Below are 18,387 nucleotides of genomic sequence, written 5' to 3'. Positions count from 1 at the left end.
GAAGAGCTACTGAGATTCCCGGGACTCGGCTGGCTGAGGTTCTCGGGCGAGGGTGATGTAGAGCGCGGTGATGATGGTCAGGGGGATCCAGGTGTCGTGGTGGTCGAGGAAGTAGCGCCATGTCTCCGTGGGGGTCAGGCCCTGTAAGTAGTGGGTCTTGATCCTGCGGTAGTTGCCCTCCGTCATGAAGGCCCGCTCTGCGGGGTTGGGATCGGGGAAGCGCGGGCTGAGGATCCTTTTCAGGAGCCAGAGCGGGATGTTCCACTTGCCGGCGATCTGCCGCAGGCTGCCCTTGTTCCAGCGTGCGTCCCGTTTGATCAGCCCGGTCGCGTCGAAGCCGTTGTTCCTCAAAGCGACTTGGGCGGTCGAAGGACTACTTCCCGCTGTCGGTCTAAAACTGACGATCGCCGTTGACACCTGTCGGGGTCACGACGAGCGGACCGGGTATCCCGTCGCGCGGATCTCGTCACGGACGTCGGCGAGGGAGATCTTCGGGTTCAGGCGTCTGACGATGTCCTCGTCCAGCGGGCGCTGCTCGTAGATGTCCCGCACCGCGTCGAGGTCCACGGGCCGTTCGTAGTAGTCCTTCGCCCATGATCGGAACGCCTGCGGTGTGCGCTCGGTGAGCATCGCGAACATCCATCCGGAGCCGTCGGGATCCCTCTCCCCCTCGGGAAAGTCGATCCGGCCCGTGCGCCACCGGTCGTCCTCCTTCTCGCGCCACAGACAGCAGGTGACCATGGGCATGTCCTCGTCCTGGAAGGCCGGTTCCTCAACGGCGGAGCGGAACACCTCGGGCACCGTGTCCAGGACGCCGGGCCACACCTCGTCGTCCGCGTACGGGCTCATCGCCGACTCATGGTCGAAGCCCCGGATGTACGCACCGGCCGCCGAGAAGACCACGTCGTACTCGTCGCCGCCGCCGTTGCGCATCGAGAACCACTTCTCGCCCTCCCGTCCCTGCGCGCCGAAGGTGTAGTACCGATAGGCGCCGCCGTGATTGAGCACGGCCTCCGCGACGGCAATCGAGAGGCACAGGTCGTGCAACTCGGGCAGGTCAGGCAGCGAGGCCGCCACGTCATGAACAGTCATGACGTCATCCAAGCGCACACCACCGACAGCGCTGCCAGCGCCGTCGCGCGCCACCCCCAGCGCGGCGGACGGCAGGTCCGGTCGACCTGGGCTCGGTGCACGCGCGTCTCTGGCGACTGGAGCCCGACCCGCATTGTCTGGGCGGCTAGCGCGTACTCGCCAATGGCGCCGACGTCGGCGCCATCGCCCCGGTCCACCACCGCAAGACGGAGACTGTCCGCTGGACGGCCGTGCATTGGCGGCGCACCCTCGGACGCGGCCCGTCCCACACGGACCGGGACATCGCCGCCCGGGTCGCCATCGAGGCCGAAGAGACCTGGGTCCCGCTGCCCGACTTGGACGACGAGGCCTTCGCCCGGATCCCGGCCGGCTTGCGCAGCAACCTCTACGGCACGGCCAGCCAAGTCGACCTGCGGCGCGGACGGCTCGCCCAGGTCCAGCCCGGCGCCTACCGCCAGCAGCACGCCGCGATCGTCCAGGCGCGGCGTACCGCCACCGGCCGGATCCGCGGCCAGCACCTGGCCATCCTGCTCGACGCCGCGCGCGAGGATCTCGGCGCCCGGAACAGCACGCCGACTACCCAGTTGCCGCACCCGGCAGCGGTGTGACTCGACTGCGACACCCCCCCACATGGTTTGACCTGAATCGGCCCCGGGCCGCGTGCGTCCATACCGGCGCCCGACAAACACGCTGGCGCCAGGGACAGTGGCCCGTGCCTCAGGCCAGCAGGGCCAGCGCCGCGACCCACAGCACGGCCAGCGCCAGGGCCGCGGGCCAGAGCGGCCGCCCGCGCTCGGCCCCGCTGCTCTCCCCCGTCGGTCTGAGCCCGGGGTCGTCGCGCATGACCGTGAGCTCGGCCGCTAGCGTGTCGTAGGGATGGGTCAGGCCGCGCCGCCGCTCCAGCCACGTCCACTTCGGCGCCCTGACCGACCAGTCGTCGTCCCGCCAGCGCAGTTTCAGCTCGAAGGACTGACGGCGCACGGAGCGGAAGTCGTCCCACGGGATGTGCCGGGGACCGCGCAGCCCGGTGATCCACAGGCCCGTGCTGTCGGCCGTGATGCGCCAGGCGAGCTTCTGGGGGACGCGCACGGCGCCGTAGAGGCCGATCGCGGCGGCGAGGGCCAGCTCCCACGGGGACGGGCCCCAGTCGGTGAACCAGGCCCCGCAGAGCCAGCCGCCCCACTGCACCAGCAGCGCCGCCGCGAGCCAGTCGAGCCAGCCCGCCTGCCAGCGGCGCACCGGTACGGCGGGCCGCCCCGCGTGGCGCTCCCTGACCTGCTGCTCCAGACGGCGGCCGCGGGCCTCGCGGGCTTTCTGCCGGGTGATGCGCCGCAGGCCCGCGCCCGGGGTGAGCGGGCGGACCGGCCCCGCCGACCACTCTGTGAGCGGGGGCTGGGCCGGATCCTCGTCGGCGCTCACGACCACGACCTCGGCTCCGTCGAAGGGAGCTCCGTAGAGGACGGCCTCACGGACCGGGCCCGGGGTGTCGTCGTCCACCGCGTCGAACAGCCGCTCCAGTTCCTCGTCGGCCTCGTCGGCCTCGTCCGGCTCGTCGTCGGCCTCCTCGGTGTCGCCGTCGTACGACGTCAGTTCCACCGTGAACAGGGGGCGCCCCGCCGCGAGGTCGTCTGCCGCGTACACCTCCGTGGTGCCCTGCGCGTCGTCGCGCACGAGGACCCGCAGGACGGGCGCGGGGTCCCGGCGCAGCGCGACGGCGCGGTGGCGGCCCAGCCAGGCGGAGGCCAGCGCGGTGGCGGCAAGGCCGGCCAGGTAGCAGGCCACGATCCGGGAGCCGTCGCGGTCCTCGACCGTGCCCCACATGTCCGCGGTGGCGCCGGTGACGACGGCGAGGCCGAGCACGACGAGGCCGAGCGGGCACAGGAACCGGCCACGGCGCACCGGTGCGTCGGCGTCCGGGACGCGTGCCGTGCCGTCGGCCGCGGCCCGCAGCGCCCGTTCGAGCTGGGTGCTCCTGGCCCGCAGGCGCACGGCGACGGCGGTCCAGGACACGAGGACGACCAGTGCTCCGGCCAGGGTCACGGCCCAGGGCAGCGAGGGGGCCTCCACGGCGAGCCCGACGAGCAGCGCGGGCGCCCCCACCCAGACGAGCTCGGGCCGCGCGAGCACCCACAGGGTGTACGCGGCGAACCCGGCCGCGACGAGCGGCCACAGTCCGCCGAGCATCACGGCCCAGGCGCCCGCGCAGAGCGCGAAGGTGGTCGCCGCGGCGGCGACGGACCTGCGCACGGCCGGGAGGGTCCAGCGCGGCGCCAGTGCCGCCGACCAGTCGGCCGCCGGACCGGCCGTCCAGTCGCGGCAGCCGTCGGGTATCGCGGCCGCGGGCAGGCGCAGCGGCTCGTCGTAGGACACATGCACTCCTGGATCAGGTGGGAACACCGGCGGTGGCGGTGGCGGCCGGAGCCCGGCCGCCGGACGCCTCCGCCCGCGCTGAAGGGTGCCACCCTCTCGTACGGCCGCGCGGGTCGATCGCCTCAAGCCGTTGCGCAGGTGTACGGGAAGAGCGGGGTGCCGCCTCAGCCGACGGTCAGTAGCACCGCCGGCAGGACACCCCGGCGAGCGGGACCCATGATCTCGTACGTCCAGCGTACGGTCACCTCGCCCTGGGCCAGGGGATCCTTGGTTCCGACTGGGCCAGTTCACGCAGCTGCCGTCTAGAGACCTTCAATCGCTGAGGTCACGGCGCTTGGAGGTCGTGGCGGGTCTTGGCGATGAGGCCGTTGATGAGGCCGGGCCGGTACTGCCTCCGTCACCCGGAGTTTGCCGACCACCCGAAGCCAACGCTCCGTCGCCAGCGGTTCGTCGACATCCGACCCCGGTCCGGCACGGACCTGCGAATCCTGAGGTCCACTGTCGACGATGGCTGGTGGTGCATTGCACGGTCACTCCGCGCTACTCCGGTCCTCGTACGGTTCCTGCCTTCTTCGAGATCACCGCGACGGGCACCAACCCGGACGGTTCGCCCGGCCTGTCGTTCAGCCAGGCGGTTCCCGCCTCGGTCTACAGCCCCCGGCCGGGCTGGAAGAACCTGGGTACGGCCACGGACAGCCGCAATGGAAAGATCCGGTGCGACCCGTTGATTTCGATGAGAGGCAGAGACGCCATGAGTTGGTTGGACACTCTCAGGCAGCTCATGCCCTCCCATCCGGGAGCAGGGGATGTTGTTGATTGGACCGCGGTGGAGCGCAGTTGGGGGACAGGCTTCCCGAGCGACTACCAGGAATTCATCACGCTCTACGGAGAGGGGGCCGTTGACGACTACCTCAGCTTCCTCCTCCCGGAGTCCCGGGCGGCGGAGGGTGTCAAACCCACCTTCCAGGGAATGGAGGCGGAGACGCTCAACGCGCTGCATTTCTGGCAGTACAAGGCCCCCGAGGGAAGCCGGCAGAGCGGTTTGATCGCCTGGGGCGTCGACTCCAGTGCCGACATCCTGTGCTGGCGAGTGACCGGCAGCGATCCGGACGCCTGGCCGGTCGTCGTGTGGAACGAGGACGACGGAGTCTGGCTGGAGTATCCGTGCGGTCTTGTCGAATTCCTGTGCCGGGTTTTCCGCGCAGAGTTCGACGAGTGTCCGCTCGGTTCTGTCAACCTCTGGGGCAACGCGTCGCCCCCTTTCCTCCACCGCGACGAGGAGGCACGCCTGCGGAGTCAAGGTCTTGACCCGTGGACTGGGGAATCCGACCCGTTCGCCGACATGTTCAGCGACTGAGACGACTCGCACAGGATGGGGCGATGACCGTCTTCGGTCCACTGGCTTCTAGGGATCTTCAATGAGGACCCGCCATCCTGATTTCTGCTGGTCGGCGGGGCTGGTGTGCCGTCTCGGTGGGGTACTCGTGCTGGTCAGGGTGGAGATCGATAGCACGTGATCATCCGTCAAGGGCGTCTTCTGCGCTTCCCGGGTGCGGGCCCCGGCTGCTGCGTAGCTTCTGCGCGGGAGGGATCTTCATCGTGGACGTGCTGACGTGGACGGTCGAGCGGCGGGTGCGGCTGGCGGAACGCGCCGAGCTGCTGCGCAAGGAACTGGCGGGGATCGAGGCGGAGGTGGCCCGGCTGGAGGCCGCCGAGGTGGTGTTCGGGCAGTGGGCCGAGGCGACCGACGGTGGTGGGCGACGGCCGTCGGGCATCGTGTCGCCGGAGCCGGAGCCGGAGCGGGAGCCGGAGCCGGAGCGGGTGGTGGCCGGGCCGGGTGCGGGCGGAATGCGGCTGGTGCCGGACCGGGGGCATGGGGGCGGAGGTCCTGCCTCCTGAGTACCGGCGAATCATGGAGATCGTGGCCGGTGCGGGTGGGCCGGTGATGGCCAGGGACGTCGCGATCGCGCTGGGCCGGGACACGACGCCGGCGAAGGTGGAACCGGTCCGGGGGCAACTGCGCAAGCTCGCCGACCGGGGCTGGATCTCCCGGACCGGCGCGGGCCGTTATCTCCCGTGCTGACCGGCCAGGACGGCGGCGGACCGGCCGATTCCGGCCGTAACAGGAGCTCCCCCGGCGGGAGTTGGCGTGTGTGTGAAGACCCACCGCCCCGCCGAGGGCTCTGAGGAAGCTGTCTATCAGGTTCGCCTCCCGCTGTCGAAGCGAACCATTGATCTCGTCGCCGGCCTGATACGCAAGCGGCGCAAGGCGCTGGGCTCCCGCTGGCGCAAGCTCGCCCCGGGCGCCCAGGCGGTCGTCGTACTCGCCGTACTCCGCCACGACCAGCGCCTTGCCGACATGGCCGGCGGCAACGCCGTCGCCGCCTCCACCGTGCGTCGCTGGGTGAAGGAAGCGATCGAGCTCCTGGCTGTGCGGGCCCCGCGTCTGGACCGGGCACTGAGGAAGATCGCCCGCAGCGGCGGAGCCGTGGTCCTGCTGGACGGCACCCTCGTCCGCACCCGCCGTCGCACCGGGGTGGACAACCGGAAGAACTTCTCCGGCAAGCACAAAGCCCATGGCCTGCTGTTTCTCGCTCTGACCGATGAGAAGGGCAACCTGATCTAGATCTCCGCGGCCAGACCCGGCCGGTCCAGCGAGATCACCGCCGCCCGCCACAACAAGATCACCGGCCATCTGCGCGAGGCCGGACTCGGAGCCCTGGCCGACCTCGGCTTCGTCGGCCTGGACGACGACCCCGACGACCCGGTGATCATCACCGGCCGCAAGGCCCCCGCAACCACCGCCTCACCGACTCCGAGAAGGAAGCGAACCGCCTGCTCAACCGCGAACGCGCCGCCGTCGAGCACGGCTTCGCGAACCTGAAGTCCTGGCGCTTGCTCACCAAGGTCCGCATGAACGCCCGGCACGCGACCACCCTCCTGCGGGCCCTGCTCGTTCTGGCGAACACCGAAGTCCACAGGTGACAGGCGATCTCCCGCGGAAGATCACGCCCTTGACCGGCACGAGCACGTCACCGCGGGCCCACGCCAGCCCCGTGACCTGCAGAATCAGGATGAAAACATCTCTGTGACCGCCCCGAGGCGGCGCCGGGGCACAGGGTCCTGCGGGTTGTCCGGGACAACTCTCTCAGCAGGCAGGACGTCTCGGACAAGGTCGTGGGTGATGCGCTGGAGCATCTGGTCGTCGTGCTCGTTGACGGCCGCAACCTGATCCAAAGCCTGATCGATGTCGTCACCTACCGGATCACCGGACGAGACGGGTTCGGCGCGCCGACCGGCCGGCATCTCATCCTCGCCGACTGCGGCGGGGACGGTCGCGGCAGTACGCAGCCGGTCGAGTTCGTCGGTGAGCTGATCGGCACGGGCTTGCACCTGGGTGGCAAGCTCTTCGGCCTGGCGCTGCTTGTCTTGGGCGAACTTGAGTTCCTGCCGGGCGCGCGCGTCTTGCTCGCGGGCGCGGGCGAGCTGCTGCTGCGTCTGCTGCAGGGTATCGGGGGTGGCGCGCGCAGCACGGAGCTGATCACGCTCACTGGTCAGATCGGTGATCGTCCGTTTCAGGCTGCTGATCATCGAAAGGAGGACCATGACGAGTTTGGCGGAGTTTCCGGCTGCCTCGCGTAGCTCGTTCTGCTGTTCCAGGGAACGGGTGAGCCGGTCATAGACCTCGACCTGCTGGGTTCGGACCTCGGCAAGCTCCAGGGCCGTGGCAGATGGAGGCGGTGCTCGCCGTGGGGAGGGGTGGGCGGCTGCCTGCAGCAGCTCGCGGGCTTCGGTCAGGCGCCGATTGCGCAGCTGCGGTTCGGGGATCGTCGCGCGGATCAACGCGGTCACGAACGCCAGGTCGGGAACTCTTCCGCCCAGGTGCTCGCTGATTTTCGCCTTGGAATGGAGGATTTCACCTTCCAGTACCTTCAGGGTCTTGCCGCTGAAGTCGACTTGGGCGCGCAGGAAGACCGCCAGCGCCTCCGCCTCGGTGCTCTCGGCTCGAACCGGTCCCCAGGGTCTGCCTCCCCGCTGCCTCGCCACCCATACCCCCTTCCCTGAAGCCCAGTTGTCCACTCCGGTCCGGGACAACCGCCAGTTTTCCGGACCTTACCTGCGACAACGCCTCGGACGAGGGTGAACTACCCCAATGAGCGGCACAGTTTCCGCATCAGACCCGAGCGACCAGCCGGGCCCCTAGACCGAGGAGTCTTCTGTGCTGCCGCCTTGGCTTTCATTCCCCCGCGACGTGGGCGCGCTGCAACGTGTCCTGCTCGTCGCATTGCTCGCCCCTGCCGTGCTCGTTGCCCTCGCCGCGGCAGTTCCAGCCCTGGCCCTGTTGCCGTTCTTCCCTCGAGGCACCGACCGCGCCACCAAGCTCCTGAGCGCACACACTCGGTACCTGAGCACCCTGCTGACCGAAAGCCGGCCCGGCCCGTAGGCCGCACACGAGTGCGCCCGGGGAAACGCCGGTGAGCGCGCCCGGTCCCCGGCCGCGTCCGCGCCGCCCGCCCTTCCTCACCTCTCAACTCCGGCCAGGGACATGGGCAGAGCAACCGCAACGGGGACGTCGGCGGGCCGACCACGCAAAACCGCGTGGTGACCTGTGCGGACACGGGAACGGCCCTGTGGGCCGTTCAACAGTAGGCGCAGCCCCAGTCGCAACAGATAGGTGCAACACTTGCCGCAACCGCTGTTCTGAAGTTGATCTCTCCGGCTCTGCCTGGGCGTCTTCCGGCCCCACATGGTCCATCGAGCTCAATCGGGCGCGTTGCCTCGCAGAGCCCTTGGGCACGACTGGCTGGTGGCGCATCTTCCGAAAGGCCGCCCTCGCCGGCCGGTCATTCGCCAACCGCGACAACATCGAATACGCCACCACTCTTGCGACCGACCAGCTCAACTCCCGGGCCCAGCCCCTGGATCTGAGGCAGACCCGCACCGCCAACCCGACGACTACGACGCCGATACACGTACACCGTTTGAGGAATCCAGCACTAGCGGGGCAGACGGCCCACTGCGGCACGGAACCTCTCTCGTCCTGCCGTGACGCTCGCGTCCCACAGACCTGCGGCGCCACTGCTGAGCGAGAGCGACTGGAGCCGCCGTTCCTCGGAGAGAAGGCTGGCCCCCACCACGTTCTGGTCCAGCATCCCCATCGCGGTGAGCGCCGTATGGCCACAGGACACAGCGTCATCAACGCTTCCTGAGCTGTGGGCTAGCAGGGCATACCTCAGACTGAGGACAGCGAGGAAGGCGTAGGTGTCGGCGACATCGGTCCTGAACACCCAAGCTTGACGAGTTAAAGCCCTGAGATGTCTACCGCCTGGCCAGCACCCGAGGCCGTGCCGAACGCGCAGAAGCGGGCTGACCAACCGCTCCACCGCCTGGTCGGTAACCGCTGAAGGCCGGCCAGGCCAAGGAAGCCGAAAGGCGCCCCTTTGGGTGCGGTCCGCCCCAACCCGGACGGCGTGGACGAAGGCTTTGATCAGGGTCGCCCCTGAGTGCTCGCCGGGGGGAGGAGCGGAGGAATTGGTTCCGTCAACCCGGCGGGCCCGCTCGACGTGTCACGGCTCAAGTGGGCGGTGCAGGAGATCAGTTGCGTCCAAACTTATGCGATCATGAGCGGCGATTTCCGGCTGCTCGCCGGATTCTCCCTATTCGATTGCAGAGGACCATGAAGCCCACCGCGTTCGTCCGTGCCCGGCACGGCCTGCTTGTTCTTGCCGCCTCCCTCGGTCTCGTCTTCGGCCTCTCGGCCGTTCCGGCCCAAGCCGCGTCGTCTCTCTATTACCTGTCCACCGTCGAGATCCGCGTGGAGCACTCTGGCCAGTGTCTTGAGGTGGCGGACTGGAGCACGGCGAACGGCGCTGCCGTCCGCCAGTGGCCCTGCACCGGTGGCGCCAACCAGAAATGGCACCGCTACTCCTCGACGGACGTGCCCGTCGGGTCGTACTTCTACGTGAATGCCAACAGCGGCAAGTGCCTGGAGATCGGCGGCTGGGGGCGCAACAACGGTGCGACCGCCAACCAGTGGGACTGCCACTACGGCCTGAACCAGCTCTTCTACGGCCAGTCCGGTTTCGTCATGGACTACACGTACGTTCAGAACAAGTGCCTGGAGATAGCCGACTGGAGCACGCAGGCGGGAGCCCCCGCGCGGCTGTGGACGTGCACCCAGGGTGCCAACCAGAGCTTCGGCATCAAGGCCGTGGACTGGTAAGCCCCTGGGCGGGCGTCGGGCAGCCGCCCGACGCCCGTCCGTTCACGCGGATGAACAAGCCTGCCGCGCCGGGCAGGCACCTGTCAGACTCCGGGGAACCGACGCTCATCCAGCAGCCGTTCGTAGATCCTCTTCGCCGTATGGCGCCGCTTTCGCGGTGCGGTCAGATCGACCGTGAGGATGCCGTCGATCGCCAGCCTGAAGGGGCCAGTCGCGTTTCCTGTGGCTGCATCTTCTTCCGCGGTTTCGGCAGCGCCGACACCAGTGCCCTCTGCACGGTGTCGTAGCCGACGCCGTACTCCGTATGACCGCACGCAGCGGCAGGCCGGCCTTCGCACCACGGCGGATCGCAGTGTACAGATCGACCTTGGGCTTCGGCAGCACCCCGGCGTCTTGTCGTGCAGAACGCAACCACGGTCCCGAAGCAAGCACTCAAGTATTTCCAGAACTCGGTTCTGGCACACATTCTGTGAGGACGATCACCGGGCTTCTGCCACGGTGACGTACAGTCATCTGGAACCGTGGTGCGGTGTGATGACCTCATAGCGGTGCTGTTCCCGCACTTCAAAGCGGTTCTGGTAGAGCGGGTGTTCACGGAGTGCGGTGTGGTGCACATCGTTGTGAGAACCCTCGATGACGCTGCTCCGTGCCCGGACTGTGAACTTCCGTCGAATCGTGTGCACAGCTGCTACGAGCGTCGCCTGGCCGATAGTCCAATCGGCGACCAGCCGGTGCTGATCGAGCTGACCGTGCGGCGCTTGTACTACGGCAACGGCCTGTGCGAGCGTCGTACGTTCGTCGAGCAGGTCGCGGGGCTGACCTTCCGGTACGGGAGACGGACGCCTGCTTCGCGCCGGGTTCTGGAGGCCCTGGCCGTCGCGCTCGCAGGCCGTGCTGGCGCCCGGCTGGCCGTGAGCCGTCGTTCAGCACCGTGTGCGTATCAGGTGACGGATGTTCAGCGATGGCTGGGCCCGCCGGTCAGTCGATGCCTTCGATGATGCGGAAGTCGCGCTCGACGCCGTCGGGGAGGGTCACCAGCGCCTTCTGGTATGCCTCGCTCTCGTATGCCGCGACGGCCTGTTCAAAGCTGTCGAACTCGATCAGAACGACGCGTTGCGTGATTCCGGCCTCGTGGGCGACGACTCGACCGCCACGGGACAGGAGGCGCCCGCCCCCAGCCTGGACAGCCGGACGGGCCAGCTTGTCGTAGGCAGTCAGCCTCTCAGGGTCGGAAATGGCGGGGTAGACACTGACCCAGTAGCCCTTAGCCATGGAAACCTCCTGTGTTGGGCCGGACACGTCCGACTTCGAATTGACACTCAGATCGATCGATCCTGGCGACGGGTACTGCGGTCAGTTGAATCGTCATATGCGCAGGTTAGGGCTTGATGTGCGGTCGAGGGAAAGACCGGTACGGGATAGACTCAGAACGGTTCGTTATCAATCGGCAGGGAGGGCACGTGGCGCCGGATACGGTGAGCCTGCGGTACTTCCTGGTGCTGGCGCAGGAGTTGAACTTCACCCGCGCGGCCGCACGGATTGGTATCGCACAGCCCGCACTCAGCGCCCGGATGCGCCGATTGGAGGCGGAACTCGGTACGGCCCTGCTGGTCCGCAACACGCGTAGCGTCGTATTGACCACAGCCGGTGCGGCTTTGGCGGAGTCCGCGCCGCCCGCGCTGGCGGCGCTGGACCGGGCATGGGACACCGCCCGGAGCGCGGCGGCCGGTGAACTGGGCACGCTGCGCATCGGATACAGCCTCAGCGCCGGGGCCGAGACGGCACCGGCCCTGGTGAACAGGCTGATTCGCGGCAACAGCGGACTCGAGGTCGGCGCGGTCCCGATGGCGACACCGGAGATCTCCCCCGCGGTCGCCGACGGCCGCATCGATGCCGGGATCACCCGCGGTGAACAGCCGGGCCGTGGCGTGCGCCGGTTCCTGCTGCGGCGTGAGCGCGTCGGAATCCAGCTGGCGCAGCACCATCCGCTGGCCGAACACCCGGAGATCGAGATCGCCGACGCGGCCGCGTATCCGCTGCGACTCCCGGACCGTGTGGCCAACCCCGTGATCCACGATCAGCTGTCCGCACTGTTCCAAGACACCCGACCACACCCCCGATTCCACACGCCCGCAGTCGCTTTCGACATGTCTCAGCGCGACCTGCGCAACGGGGTCACCCTCGCCCCGGCCGGAGAAGCCGCGGCCACGGCACAACCGGCCGGTCTCACCTGGCGACCGCTGCGAGGCGCGCCCAGCCTGACGATCCACCTGGTCCTCCCACGCGAGCAGTCGCCGCTACACCGCCGCATCCGTGCCGTCGCCAAAACCCTGGCGCACGAGCTGCACTGGCTGCCGGACTGACGCGCAAGAGGTCAAGCGAGACGGACGCCTGCAATGGCGAGGCCGAAGACCTTGCGCCCGGCGGACTTCGCGGTGATGACGACGGCGGTCCTGCTGAATGTCCGACACGACCTCGCTACGCCGGCGGATCAGCATCCGATGACGGCCCCGGGTCCGGTCCGAGTCGGACACCGCGGCGATGTCCTCGCCCAGCCCGAGATCTCGGCGGATACCGCGCCTTCGCCGACGCCGAACCGGACAAGCACGGGTAACCGGCGGGAACGCCCGCCGTCAACGGCGTCCATGACGTCGGTCAATGCTTAGCGCCAACCACTGTTCCATTGCTTGGCTGCATAGGTGAAAACGAGGTTCTGGCACAGATCTTGGGGAGCGAACGCGGAGGGTGACACTTCGTTCGATTGCAGCGAGGGGCGGCGATCTCGGAGATCGTCAACGTTCACGCATTCTGGTCCACCACCAGCGCGCCGTCGCCCATTCGTTGTAGTTGGGTTCCGGCAAGGTGCGGCGCTCGAATTCCTCATCGATACGCGTGATCAATCGGCCCAAGTCCCGTTTAGCTCCGGGCGGAAGGTACAGCATCGCCCACTCCAGGTCATCACGGGCATCTCCCACCCCTGGCGAGTCAAACGCGGAGGCGTCCAGATAGCGTCCGGGCTCCTTGAAAACCCACTCGAAACACGAGAGTGCCTTGGCGACTGCGTTGGGCCACATCTCGTGGTCTTCGACCCGGCGGATCGCTGCACGAGTCCGCGCGGAGACCCCGGGGACCCTCAGAACCGGATACTGCCATCGTGGCCGCCACCGCTCTGCGCGGACGGCCTTGGGACGCCTACGCGGCATCGCCCTTTCGGATCAACATGAGGCCATCCTGCCACGGCTGGGCACCTGCGTGCGCGGGCTATATGCCGGCCGCATCAGGGGTTTCTACTATCCGGTTCTCGCGCAGCTCTTGTGGAACATCGCGGTGTGTTACTGGAGAAGGATCATCTTGCGGAGCAGTTCGAAGCCGGCGCGGCCGTAGAGCTGCCGTTTGATCTTCTTGATGCGGTTGACAGCGCCCTCGATGCTGCCGGAGCTCCAGTCGAGAGTGAGCCCTGCTGTCACGGCGGCGAGGTCTCGGAGCAGGTGGAGTGCGAAGCCGGTGAGGCCCGGTAGCTGGGCTGGCGGAGCGAACCGGCCGTCGTTGATCGAGGCCCGGGCGAACTTCAAGGAGTTCGGGGCCTCCGAGCAACGATTCGTGACCAAGGTCCGGACGCCTCTGGACGACGTGCCGCTGGATCAGAATTGGCGCCCCATCGCCCCGGACCGGGACCACTTCGAACCTCGCGGCAGGCAGGGGGCACTGCGGCCCGTCGACTGCACGGTCCTGTACTGGTGGTGCCATCGCGATACCGGATTCTGGCGCCGCAGCAGCTGAGGCGGTCAGCTGTAGGTTCGCATTCTCGGTGTCCTATTCTCACAGGCGGTGCCCCTTGCCCGGCCCAAAGGACACGGAAGTGAGACAAACGTGTCCTGTCGCAGTGCAGCTGGCGGATTCTCACTCGGTCTCATCCGAGCTGCCAGGTTCTCACTGCGTCGCGGTTGACCGCTGGATGTTCGTCTCCTCGAACCTTGGCTGGCCCGGCACCAGCAACTGGGGCCGCGCATGGACGCATCTGGGCAGGGAATACGGTGACGACGTGACGGAGACACTGCCCGCTGATGTGGCCCTCGTACTGGAGGCCGTTCTCGGCGAGGAAGATCCGGTCCACCTCGCACTTCGCCAGCAGGTGTCGCACATCCGTGTGCGAGAACGCTGCACGTGTGGGTGCGGCACCGCGTACTTCGATCTCGATACAGAAGCGGTGGAGCCAGCGCCGTCCGGGCCGGGCACTGTGGTGGCGGCCGAGGTCCAGATCTTCACGGAAGACGGAGAGTGCCCCGGCGAGGTGCTGGTCTTCGCGCAGGGCGGCTACCTCTCGTGGCTGGAGGTCTGCTCCTGGAGCGACGACATCGAGGTAACCCTGGCCACCGCTCAACGCTCGCTGCGTCCTTGAAGCGGGAGCCCTTCATCGAGGGCTGGCTCCGTTTCTGACCTGGGGCGGTCGGCTCGCAACCCACGCGGGATTCCGTAGAAGCCAGATGCACCGAGAATCCCGAACCGGGAGTTCTCATCCGACCTGGCAACCCCGCAGCTCAGCGCAAGATCCACAGACAAGCTCAATTCGACGGGACAAACGACTGGGGTTTGACCCCGCGAGAACTCAACGCTTCAGGCCGTCCCCGGACGCGCCGGGGGCGGGCTCACTGTTGCACCGGCCCCGCAGCGACGGCGTCCAGCTGTCCCTTCGACCACGAGAGCCTGCCGGCTCGCAGGTCTTCGACCACCGTGCGCACCCACTCCAGCTCCGCGGCCGTCACGGCCCGCAGGTACTCGGTCTCCAGGCGGGTGATGCGCGGCAGCCCCTGCTCCGCCTCAGCAGCCAAGGCCACGTCCAGTCCGTCGAGCTTCTCCGAGAGTGCGCTGACCCGCCGCTCCAGTACGCCCGCCATCTCTTCCGGCATGAGCAGCAGCAGATTCGACAGGGCGGCCGGGAACTCCGGGAACTCCTGCTTGGGCGCGGAGAGCATCTCCTCCAGCCAGGCGCGGGCGGTCTCGCGCCCCACCTCGGTGACCTCGTACACGGTCCGCTCGGGGTACTGCTGATCGCGCCCGGTCTCGCGGACGGCGATCAGCCCGTCGCCATTGAGTCGCTCGATCGTGCGGTAGAGGCTCGCACGCTGTCTGACGTTGACGACCTGCTCCTTGCCCCAGTCCTTGACCAGCCGCTGGATGCCGTACGGGTGCAGCGGTTTGTAGTGCAGCAGGGCCAGGACGGTCAGGGCGAGGGGGGAGCTGCGGGGAGCGGATGTGGTCATGGACTCGATTTTAGCCCCGGAATGACTAGTTGACGAGATACTAGTTTCAGTGCAACTATCAAATCGTCAACGCGACACCACCCCGAGAGGAACCACCGAGATGTCCCTCACCGAGCGCATCCACTCCGACCACGACCTCGTCAAGCACCTCGGCAACTGGACCGAGGCCGGCCACTTCGAGATCAAGGCCCGCCATGGCACCGCTGTCCTCGACCTCCGCTCCCCCGACCTCCCCGACGACGTCGAGATCCACCTCGACATGGACCGGGCCACGGTCAAGCTGCTCGTCGACGACGGCACCGCCGTCGACCACTGGAACCTGAGGTGGACCGCCCGCGGCAAGGTCAAGGACTCCCAGTCCTCATCCACCCACGACACGACGGCCGGCCGCCGTGTCCGCCTGTCCGGCTCCGCGACGAACAGCGAGATCCGCATCCACCGCGGTGGCATCGCGATCCTGTCGGCGATGTTCTCCCGTGCGTACGTCCAGGATGTGCGCCGCGCACACAAGAGCGGCGGCGTACCGACGATCAACGACCCTGCGAGGGGGCACCAGTCATGACCCGCATCGGCAAAGCCCGCACCGCGCTCGTCATCGGCGGCGGTATCGCGGGCCCGGTCGCCGCGATGGCCCTCCGCCAGGCAGGTATCGAGGCCACCGTCCACGAGGCGTACGACTCCACGGCCGATGGAGCCGGAGGCGGCATGACCATCGCCCCGAACGGCCAGAACGCCCTCGACACGATCGGCGCGGGCGACCTCGTCCGCACCATCGGCACACCGGTCACCGCCATGGGGCTACGGAGCTGGACGGGTAAGCACCTCGCGCAGTTCGCCCCGCCCTCCCGCCTCCCGTCCCCGCAGTTCGTCTGGCGCGCCGATCTCTACCGTGCGATCTACGACGAGGCGGAGCGCCGCTCCGTCCCCATCCACCACGGCAAGCGGCTGACCGGCACGACGGACACCGCCTCCGGCATCACCGCGCACTTCGCGGACGGTACGGAGGCGAGCGCCGATGTCCTCATCGGCGCCGACGGCATCCGCTCCACGGTCCGCTCCCTGATCGACCCGGCCGCAGCACAGCCGAACTACGCTGGCCTGGTCTGCTTCGGAGCGCGGATGCACCAGTCAGGGATGCCCTCCACCGACGGCGTCATGTACCTGTGCTTCGGCAAGCGCGCGTTCTTCGGCTACCAGGTCTTCGACGACTCCTCGGCGGTGTGGTTCGTGAACCTGCCCCACCGCGCCCCGATGACAGTCGCCGAGGCCCAGGCGATCGGCGCCAAGGAGTGGATGCGCATCCTGCGGACCGCCTTCGCCGACGACCGCACCCCGGCCCTCGAAATGATCAGCCGTACCGACGCCGACCAACTCCTCATCACCGGCCCGATGGAGAACATGCCGAGGGTCGCGAACTGGACCCACGGCCGTATGACCCTGATCGGCGACGCCGCCCACGCCGCCTCGTCCAGCTCCGGGCAGGGCGCCTCCATCGCCGCCGAAAGCGCCGTCGAACTGGCGCGCTGTATGCGGGACCTGCCCTACGACCAGGCTTTCGCGGCGTACGAACAACTGCGCCGCCCCCGCGTCGAACGCATCATCAAGCTCGGCGCCCGCACGAACAGCAACAAGACCGCGGGCCCGGTCGGCCGCGTACTGCGCGACCTCGTGATACCGGCGACCATGAAGCTGATCAACCCGGAGAAGATGGCCTGGCAGTTCGACCACCACATCGACTGGGACGCGAAGGCAGCCCCGCTCACGTGAACTCCAGCCCGTCCGCCGGGAACCGGCTGGTGCCCGTGCACAGCTCCAGCACCGCGCCTGGCGCCTGCCAGGTGGGGATCCGATCGGTCACCCCGGGCTATGGCCGCGGCCAGCTCCCCGTCGTTCGTCCAGACTCCTGCCGGACAGCTCGCAAGAGGACACGGAAGTGAGACGAACACGCGGCGACCGCCCGTGAGACGCAAGCATCGGTGCTGGTCAGTGTCACGCTATGGGCCAACAGAAACGAGAACCTACATCAGTCGGCTTGCTCGTCGAGGCGGGTCAGTAGCCCGTCGAAGATCTGCTCGCGTGCGACCTGCCCCTTGGCCACCGCGTCGTCCCGCTGGCGCTCGAGGGTCGGGCGGAACTCGATCGTGGTGACGAAGAACGTGCACGACTCGCAGATCGACTCGAAGTGGCAGTCCATCTCGACCGGGCGAGCTCAGTAGCCGTTGCCGAGCATCCGACGGTGCATTTCCCGGCGGAGCTTGCCCATCTCCGAACCCTCGGCGTCGGCCGGCAGTTGGCGCGGAGCGTCGTAGAGGGCCTCGGCCTTCTCCGAGACGGCGAAGTACTCGTCCGCGACCGTCCGGTCGGCGATCCGCGCGTAAACACGCGTCATGGACAACGACCGGTGATCGAGCAGTGCGGCGATGGCCTCCAGGGACATGCCTCGGTTGATCGCCTGGGTGGCCAGAGTGTGTCTGAGCTGGTGCGGGGTGACCCGGCCGAGACCGGCCCGCTCTGCGGCCCTGCGGACGGCCGTCTCGATGCGAGTTGCGTTGACCGGACGGCCGTGATCGGTGAACAGCAGGTTCGAACGCAGGCCCTCGGGCCGGTGCAGCAGCCAGTCATCCAGTAGCGTCTTCAGCTGTGGATGCAAGAGGACGTAGCGGTCGGTGTGCATCTTGCCAACCGGGACGCGAAGCCAGTAGGCGGAGCCGATCTGCACTACCGCGTCGACGGTGAGGCCGAGCATTTCGCTGCGGCGCATCCCGGTGCGAGCGAGGATCTCGATCGCGAGCCAGGCGAACGGATGGGTCTGATGCAGGTTCGGGTGACAGGTTCGGTCACGCGGCCTTGAGGGCCGGTGTGGTCATGACGGTTTCGTATTCGACGGGGGTCAGCCGGCCGAGTGAGGCTTGTCTGCGGCGTCGGTGGTAGGTCCGCTCGATCCAGGTCACGATCGCGATCCGCAGTTCCTCGCGGGTGGTCCAGCTCCGTCGGTCGAGGACGTTCTTCTGCAGCAGGCTGAAGAACGACTCCATGGCGGCGTTGTCGCCTGCGGCCCCGACTCTCCCTATCGAGCCGGCCATCCGGTGGCGGTCGAGCGCACGGACGAATTTCCGGGACCGGAACTGCGACCCGCGATCGCTGTGCAGAACACAACCGGCGACGTGTCCACGTCGGGCAACGGCGTTGTTCAGGGCTGTGGCGGCCAGACGGGACTTCATCCGCGAGTCGATGGAATAGCCGACGATCCGCTTGCTGAAGACGTCACGGACACTTCGACGTTCGGAAAAGATCACCTACCGACGGGGCCACTTCTCGGGGTGCCCGCCTCACCCGAGGAGAGGCCATGCCCGACTCCGCCTTCCCGCCCTACGTCGCGCCGGTTCTCGCCCGGCACGGTTCCTACTCCCCCGGTACGGATGGCTGCTCAAAACCCACCTC

General features: G+C 68.1%; 21 protein-coding genes and 3 pseudogenes. 13 read left to right on the top strand and 11 right to left on the bottom strand.

Translation table 11 applies throughout. The features are described from left to right. Positions 1–6: 6 nt before the first annotated feature. Complete coding sequence (locus tag OG485_RS42235; RefSeq protein ID WP_328674143.1) at positions 7–351, bottom strand: hypothetical protein; 345 nt, start codon at positions 349–351, stop codon at positions 7–9. Positions 352–426: 75 nt separating this feature from the next. After that, positions 427–1,092: a hypothetical protein gene (locus OG485_RS42230; RefSeq protein WP_328674142.1), complete on the bottom strand. Its 666-nt coding sequence runs from the start codon at positions 1,090–1,092 to the stop codon at positions 427–429. Between the two features lie 230 nt (positions 1,093–1,322). Here OG485_RS42230 and OG485_RS42225 point away from each other — a divergent pair, with 230 nt between their 5' ends. Beyond that, positions 1,323–1,700, top strand: a complete 378-nt coding sequence (locus OG485_RS42225; protein WP_328674141.1) for a hypothetical protein — start codon at positions 1,323–1,325, stop codon at positions 1,698–1,700. Between the two features lie 109 nt (positions 1,701–1,809). On the opposite strand, the gene OG485_RS42220 is transcribed toward OG485_RS42225, so the two are convergent. Then, a complete protein-coding gene (locus tag OG485_RS42220) occupies positions 1,810–3,462 on the bottom strand; it encodes a hypothetical protein (RefSeq protein ID WP_328674140.1) in 1,653 nt (550 codons plus the stop codon). Positions 3,463–3,979: 517 nt separating this feature from the next. Between OG485_RS42220 and OG485_RS42210 the strand changes: the two genes are divergently transcribed. The 5 genes and pseudogenes from OG485_RS42210 to OG485_RS42190 all read left to right on the top strand — a co-directional run. Continuing rightward, positions 3,980–4,819 carry an SMI1/KNR4 family protein gene (locus tag OG485_RS42210; RefSeq protein ID WP_328674139.1) on the top strand — a complete coding sequence of 280 codons (840 nt, stop codon included), beginning with the start codon at positions 3,980–3,982 and terminating at the stop codon, positions 4,817–4,819. Between the two features lie 242 nt (positions 4,820–5,061). After that, complete coding sequence (locus OG485_RS42205; protein WP_328674138.1) at positions 5,062–5,361, top strand: hypothetical protein; 300 nt, start codon at positions 5,062–5,064, stop codon at positions 5,359–5,361. Between the two features lie 13 nt (positions 5,362–5,374). Further along, entirely contained in the window at positions 5,375–5,545 is a 171-nt protein-coding gene (locus OG485_RS42200) for a hypothetical protein (RefSeq protein ID WP_328674137.1), read from the top strand. A 66-nt stretch (positions 5,546–5,611) separates the two neighbouring features. Next, on the top strand, positions 5,612–6,088 hold the full coding sequence (locus OG485_RS42195) for a hypothetical protein (protein WP_328674136.1): 477 nt from the start codon (positions 5,612–5,614) through the stop codon (positions 6,086–6,088). A gap of 194 nt (positions 6,089–6,282) precedes the next feature. Further along, positions 6,283–6,447, top strand: a pseudogene (locus OG485_RS42190) (hypothetical protein); the annotation flags it as partial. Between the two features lie 84 nt (positions 6,448–6,531). On the opposite strand, the gene OG485_RS42185 reads toward OG485_RS42190, so the two are convergent. Both OG485_RS42185 and OG485_RS42180 read right to left on the bottom strand, forming a co-directional pair. Then, a complete protein-coding gene (locus tag OG485_RS42185; protein WP_328674135.1) occupies positions 6,532–7,509 on the bottom strand; it encodes a hypothetical protein in 978 nt (325 codons plus the stop codon). A gap of 950 nt (positions 7,510–8,459) precedes the next feature. Then, entirely contained in the window at positions 8,460–8,651 is a 192-nt protein-coding gene (locus tag OG485_RS42180; RefSeq protein ID WP_328674134.1) for a hypothetical protein, read from the bottom strand. A 488-nt stretch (positions 8,652–9,139) separates the two neighbouring features. Between OG485_RS42180 and OG485_RS42175 the strand changes: the two genes are divergently transcribed. Together OG485_RS42175 and OG485_RS42170 are read left to right on the top strand one after the other, a co-directional pair. After that, a complete protein-coding gene (locus tag OG485_RS42175) occupies positions 9,140–9,685 on the top strand; it encodes an RICIN domain-containing protein (protein ID WP_328674133.1) in 546 nt (181 codons plus the stop codon). Positions 9,686–10,233: 548 nt separating this feature from the next. Next, positions 10,234–10,683, top strand: coding sequence for a transposase family protein (locus OG485_RS42170; RefSeq protein WP_328674132.1), 450 nt, complete (start codon positions 10,234–10,236; stop codon positions 10,681–10,683). On the opposite strand, the gene OG485_RS42165 is transcribed toward OG485_RS42170, so the two are convergent. After that, positions 10,664–10,957, bottom strand: coding sequence for a DUF1330 domain-containing protein (locus tag OG485_RS42165; protein WP_328674131.1), 294 nt, complete (start codon positions 10,955–10,957; stop codon positions 10,664–10,666). The two genes, OG485_RS42170 and OG485_RS42165, sit on opposite strands and share 20 nt — an antisense overlap. 188 nt (positions 10,958–11,145) lie before the next feature. On the opposite strand from OG485_RS42165, the gene OG485_RS42160 reads away from it, so the two are divergent. Then, entirely contained in the window at positions 11,146–12,048 is a 903-nt protein-coding gene (locus tag OG485_RS42160; protein ID WP_328674130.1) for a LysR family transcriptional regulator, read from the top strand. A 969-nt stretch (positions 12,049–13,017) separates the two neighbouring features. Here the strand turns inward: OG485_RS42160 and OG485_RS42155 are convergent. Next, positions 13,018–13,203 (bottom strand): annotated as a pseudogene (locus tag OG485_RS42155) (ISL3 family transposase); the annotation flags it as partial. Between OG485_RS42155 and OG485_RS44165 the strand changes: the two are divergent. Together OG485_RS44165 and OG485_RS42150 are read left to right on the top strand one after the other, a co-directional pair. Beyond that, complete coding sequence (locus tag OG485_RS44165) at positions 13,136–13,465, top strand: CPCC family cysteine-rich protein (protein WP_443048882.1); 330 nt, start codon at positions 13,136–13,138, stop codon at positions 13,463–13,465. The pseudogene OG485_RS42155 and the gene OG485_RS44165 overlap by 68 nt on opposite strands. Before the next feature lie 262 nt (positions 13,466–13,727). Next, positions 13,728–14,084 carry a hypothetical protein gene (locus OG485_RS42150; protein WP_328674129.1) on the top strand — a complete coding sequence of 119 codons (357 nt, stop codon included), beginning with the start codon at positions 13,728–13,730 and terminating at the stop codon, positions 14,082–14,084. Between the two features lie 247 nt (positions 14,085–14,331). Here the strand turns inward: OG485_RS42150 and OG485_RS42145 are convergent, their stop codons facing one another. Continuing rightward, positions 14,332–14,946 carry a PadR family transcriptional regulator gene (locus OG485_RS42145; RefSeq protein ID WP_328674128.1) on the bottom strand — a complete coding sequence of 205 codons (615 nt, stop codon included), beginning with the start codon at positions 14,944–14,946 and terminating at the stop codon, positions 14,332–14,334. Between the two features lie 100 nt (positions 14,947–15,046). Between OG485_RS42145 and OG485_RS42140 the strand changes: the two genes are divergently transcribed. Both OG485_RS42140 and OG485_RS42135 read left to right on the top strand, forming a co-directional pair. Next, positions 15,047–15,508: a hypothetical protein gene (locus tag OG485_RS42140; RefSeq protein WP_328674127.1), complete on the top strand. Its 462-nt coding sequence runs from the start codon at positions 15,047–15,049 to the stop codon at positions 15,506–15,508. Next, entirely contained in the window at positions 15,505–16,713 is a 1,209-nt protein-coding gene (locus OG485_RS42135) for an FAD-dependent oxidoreductase (RefSeq protein ID WP_328674126.1), read from the top strand. The genes OG485_RS42140 and OG485_RS42135 overlap by 4 nt, the downstream gene beginning before the upstream one ends. 256 nt (positions 16,714–16,969) lie before the next feature. Here OG485_RS42135 and OG485_RS42130 read toward each other — a convergent pair whose 3' ends face one another. The 3 genes and pseudogenes from OG485_RS42130 to OG485_RS42120 form a co-directional block, all read right to left on the bottom strand. After that, on the bottom strand, positions 16,970–17,140 hold the full coding sequence (locus OG485_RS42130) for a hypothetical protein (protein ID WP_328674125.1): 171 nt from the start codon (positions 17,138–17,140) through the stop codon (positions 16,970–16,972). Positions 17,141–17,155: 15 nt separating this feature from the next. Then, a complete protein-coding gene (locus OG485_RS42125; protein WP_328674847.1) occupies positions 17,156–17,725 on the bottom strand; it encodes a tyrosine-type recombinase/integrase in 570 nt (189 codons plus the stop codon). A 58-nt stretch (positions 17,726–17,783) separates the two neighbouring features. After that, positions 17,784–18,221: pseudogene (locus tag OG485_RS42120) on the bottom strand (transposase); the annotation flags it as partial. Between the last annotated feature and the right edge of the window lie 166 nt (positions 18,222–18,387).

This window comes from Streptomyces sp. NBC_00328 (genome assembly GCF_036139655.1).
Lineage (GTDB): Bacteria > Actinomycetota > Actinomycetes > Streptomycetales > Streptomycetaceae > Streptomyces.
This window is presented reverse-complemented; position numbering and strand designations above follow the sequence as displayed.